General features: G+C 32.8%; 2 pseudogenes. Both read left to right on the top strand.

The window, feature by feature from the left end:
• A pseudogene (locus ACKI4K_RS03420) lies at window positions 1–1,018 on the top strand (hypothetical protein); the annotation flags it as partial.
• Between the two features lie 188 nt (window positions 1,019–1,206).
• Window positions 1,207–1,741: pseudogene (locus ACKI4K_RS03415) on the top strand (hypothetical protein); the annotation flags it as partial.

The raw sequence follows: 1,741 nt of genomic DNA, 5'->3' as shown, positions 1-1,741 counted from the left end.
AGATGGTACTGGTAAGGCTATTAGCAATGCAAATGTTGGCATTGGTATTCTCGGTAAGGTTTATACTTTCACTACTAATTCCAAAGGTGTTGCTAAGTTGCCTGTTACTTTGGCTCCGGGAGTTTATGATGTAAATGCTTCTTTCGCTGATAGTAATTATGTATCTAGTTTTGTCAGTGCTACAATTACTGTTAATAAGGCAATTTCTAATTTGACTGCTACTAATCTTGTCATGACATATAATGATGGTTCTTCTTGGTCTGTTACTTTGAAGGATGGTACTGGTAAGGCCATCAGTAATGTAGCCGTTGGTATTGGTATTGTCGGTAAGGTTTATACCTTTACTACTGATGCTAGTGGTGTTGCAAGTTTACTTATTAATTTAGCTCCGGGCACTTACAATGTTAATGCTTCTTTCAATCATGCCAGATATGAATCTAGTTTTGTCAGTGCTACAATTACTGTTAATAAGGCAAATCCTACTTTAGCTACAAATAATCTTGTCATGTTCTATAAGGATGGATCATCCTTTAAAGCAACTTTAAAAGATAACAAAGGCAAAGCTATTGCTAATACTGCTATTAAATTTACCATCCTAGGCAGAACTTATACTGTTGAAACTGACTCCAATGGTGTTGCATCATTAGCAATCAACTTAAAGCAAGGCACCTATGACATTTCAACAAAATTCGAAGGAAACAACAGGTTTAATGCAGTCGTAGTTAATAACACTATTACAGTTAAAGATTCAGGTATGTCCATTTCAGCCAATGATGTAAATATGGTCTATAAAGACGGCAGTAGCTATGATGTTCAATTGATTGATAGCAATAACCAGCCTGTCGCTCTTGCCAATGAAATCGTAAAAATCACTATCGTAGGCAAAACATATGACATCAAAACTAATGGAAATGGTATTGCAAGTTTGCCGATTAATTTAAAGGCCGGTACTTATTCTGTTACCGCTGAATATAATGGCAAAACAATATCAAATACTGTAACAGTAAACAGTGCATAAAAATATAAATTATTTAAATAGGACTTCATGTCCTAACTTTTTTTTTTATTTTCTTTTTAATATGCTCTGTATTCATTATTTTTATAATATTGATAAATTTTAAATAATTATTTATTACATAAATAATATTAATATTCAATTTCACTGAATATTATTCTAATTGATAAATTATAAAGGAGATTTTAATTTTGAGATTAAATAAAATTATATTGGTTAGTTTAATTTTGCTAGCCATTTTAACTTTTGGCGCTGTAAATGCTGCCGATAATGCAACTGCAGATGCTTTAGCGGTTGCTGATGATGGAGGGAGTTATGAAATAGCTTCTTCTGTTGATGAAATAGAAATTGATGGTGATATCGCTACGAATGTCTCATCTGGTGATAATGCTATCAATGATAATGTAAATGACGATTCAAATACAAAATCAAAGCTTAGCGCATCAAATGATGAAAAGGTGCTTGGTGATGATTATGAGATTCTTACTCCTGAAGTTTTCCATGAACTTGGATTTGATAGTGGTACTGTTACTAGTGGAAATTATAAAATGGAAGGAGTATTTACTGCTGATGAGTTTCCTTCATTCATATTCTTTGATGGAGGTTGTGTTATAGATGCTAGTGAGGCTGAATTTATTGATATTGGAATTATCTTGCAGGGTGATGTGCAAATTAGTGGATTAACCATTACATCTTCAAAATATATGGAAAAGTCGGATCGTAGCC

The sequence above is a fragment of the Methanobrevibacter sp. genome, from assembly GCF_045644645.1.
In the GTDB taxonomy this organism is placed as follows: domain Archaea; phylum Methanobacteriota; class Methanobacteria; order Methanobacteriales; family Methanobacteriaceae; genus Methanocatella.
This window is presented reverse-complemented; position numbering and strand designations above follow the sequence as displayed.